Source organism: Pseudomonadota bacterium, from assembly GCA_010028905.1.
Classification (GTDB): domain Bacteria; phylum Vulcanimicrobiota; class Xenobia; order RGZZ01; family RGZZ01; genus RGZZ01.
Genome location: RGZZ01000893.1, coordinates 1 through 1,141 on the forward strand (window position 1 = coordinate 1; position 1,141 = coordinate 1,141).

Genomic DNA, 1,141 nt, shown 5'->3' on the forward strand with positions numbered 1-1,141 from the left:
GGCAGTGCTTCAGCTGCTCGTCCATGTTCTCCTTGATCTTGTGGATCGGCACGTGGCCGGGCCCCTCGATCATCACCTGGATGTCCTGCTCCCACGCGATCTTCGTCAGCTCCCCGAGCGTGCGGAGCTCCCCGAACTGGGCAGCGTCGTTCGCGTCCGCGATGCACCCCGGGCGCAGGCCGTCGCCGAGGGAGAAGCTCACGTCGTAGCGCTTCATCACCTCGCAGATACGGTCGAAGTGCGTGTAGAGGAAGTTCTCCCTGTGGTGCGCGAGGCACCACTTCGCCATGATGCTGCCCCCGCGGCTCACGATGCCCGTGACCCGCTTCGCGGTGAGCGGCACGTAGCGGAGCAGCACCCCCGCGTGGATCGTGAAGTAGTCCACGCCCTGCTCGGCCTGCTCGTGGAGGGTGTCGAGGAAGGCCTCGATGTCGAGCTTCTCGGGGCGACCCTTCACCTTCTCGAGCGCCTGGTAGATGGGGACCGTGCCGATGGGCACCGGGGAGTTGCGGAGGATCGCCTCGCGCGTGGCGTGGATCTCCTTGCCGGTGGAGAGGTCCATCACCGTGTCCGCGCCCCACTTCACCGACCAGCGCAGCTTCTCGACCTCCTCGTCGATGTCGGCGCGGATGGCGGAGTTACCGATGTTCGCGTTCACCTTCACCAGGAAGTTGCGGCCGATGATCATCGGCTCGCTCTCGGGATGGTTCACGTTGGCCGGCAGGATCGCGCGACCAGCCGCGATCTCGCTCCGCACGAACTCCGCGGGCAGGTTCTCGCGCAGCGCGACGAACTGCATCTCCTCGGTGACGATGCCCCGCCGCGCGAAGTGCATCTGCGACTGGTTCGCCTCGCCCTTGCGCCGGGCGATCCACGGGGCGCGCAACTTCGGGAGCCCCGCGCGCACCTCGTGTCCCTGTGGGCCCGCGGTCTCGTAGAGGTCGAGGCGCTCCCCGTTGGTGAGCGTCACCTCGCGGAAGGGGACGCCGAGGTCTCCCTTCAGGACGCGCTTGCTGCCGGCCTGCGCCGTGACCGTGTCGTTCGCCATCTCGCCTTCCTCCGCCGGCATGACCCGGATCAGGTGTTCGCGGTGTGATCTCAGGCGGCGCAGGGGAATCCCGCGCCGCCACCCGCGGCGTGT

General features: G+C 67.9%; 1 protein-coding gene and 1 riboswitch. The gene reads right to left on the reverse strand.

The window, feature by feature from the left end; all coding sequences use genetic code 11:
• Positions 1-1,048, reverse strand: a 1,048-nt coding sequence (locus EB084_26180) for a phosphomethylpyrimidine synthase (protein NDD31753.1), incomplete at its 3' end; no start/stop codon positions are given.
• Positions 1,038-1,139: riboswitch (TPP riboswitch) on the reverse strand. (Overlaps the previous gene by 11 nt.)
• Positions 1,140-1,141: the final 2 nt, after the last annotated feature.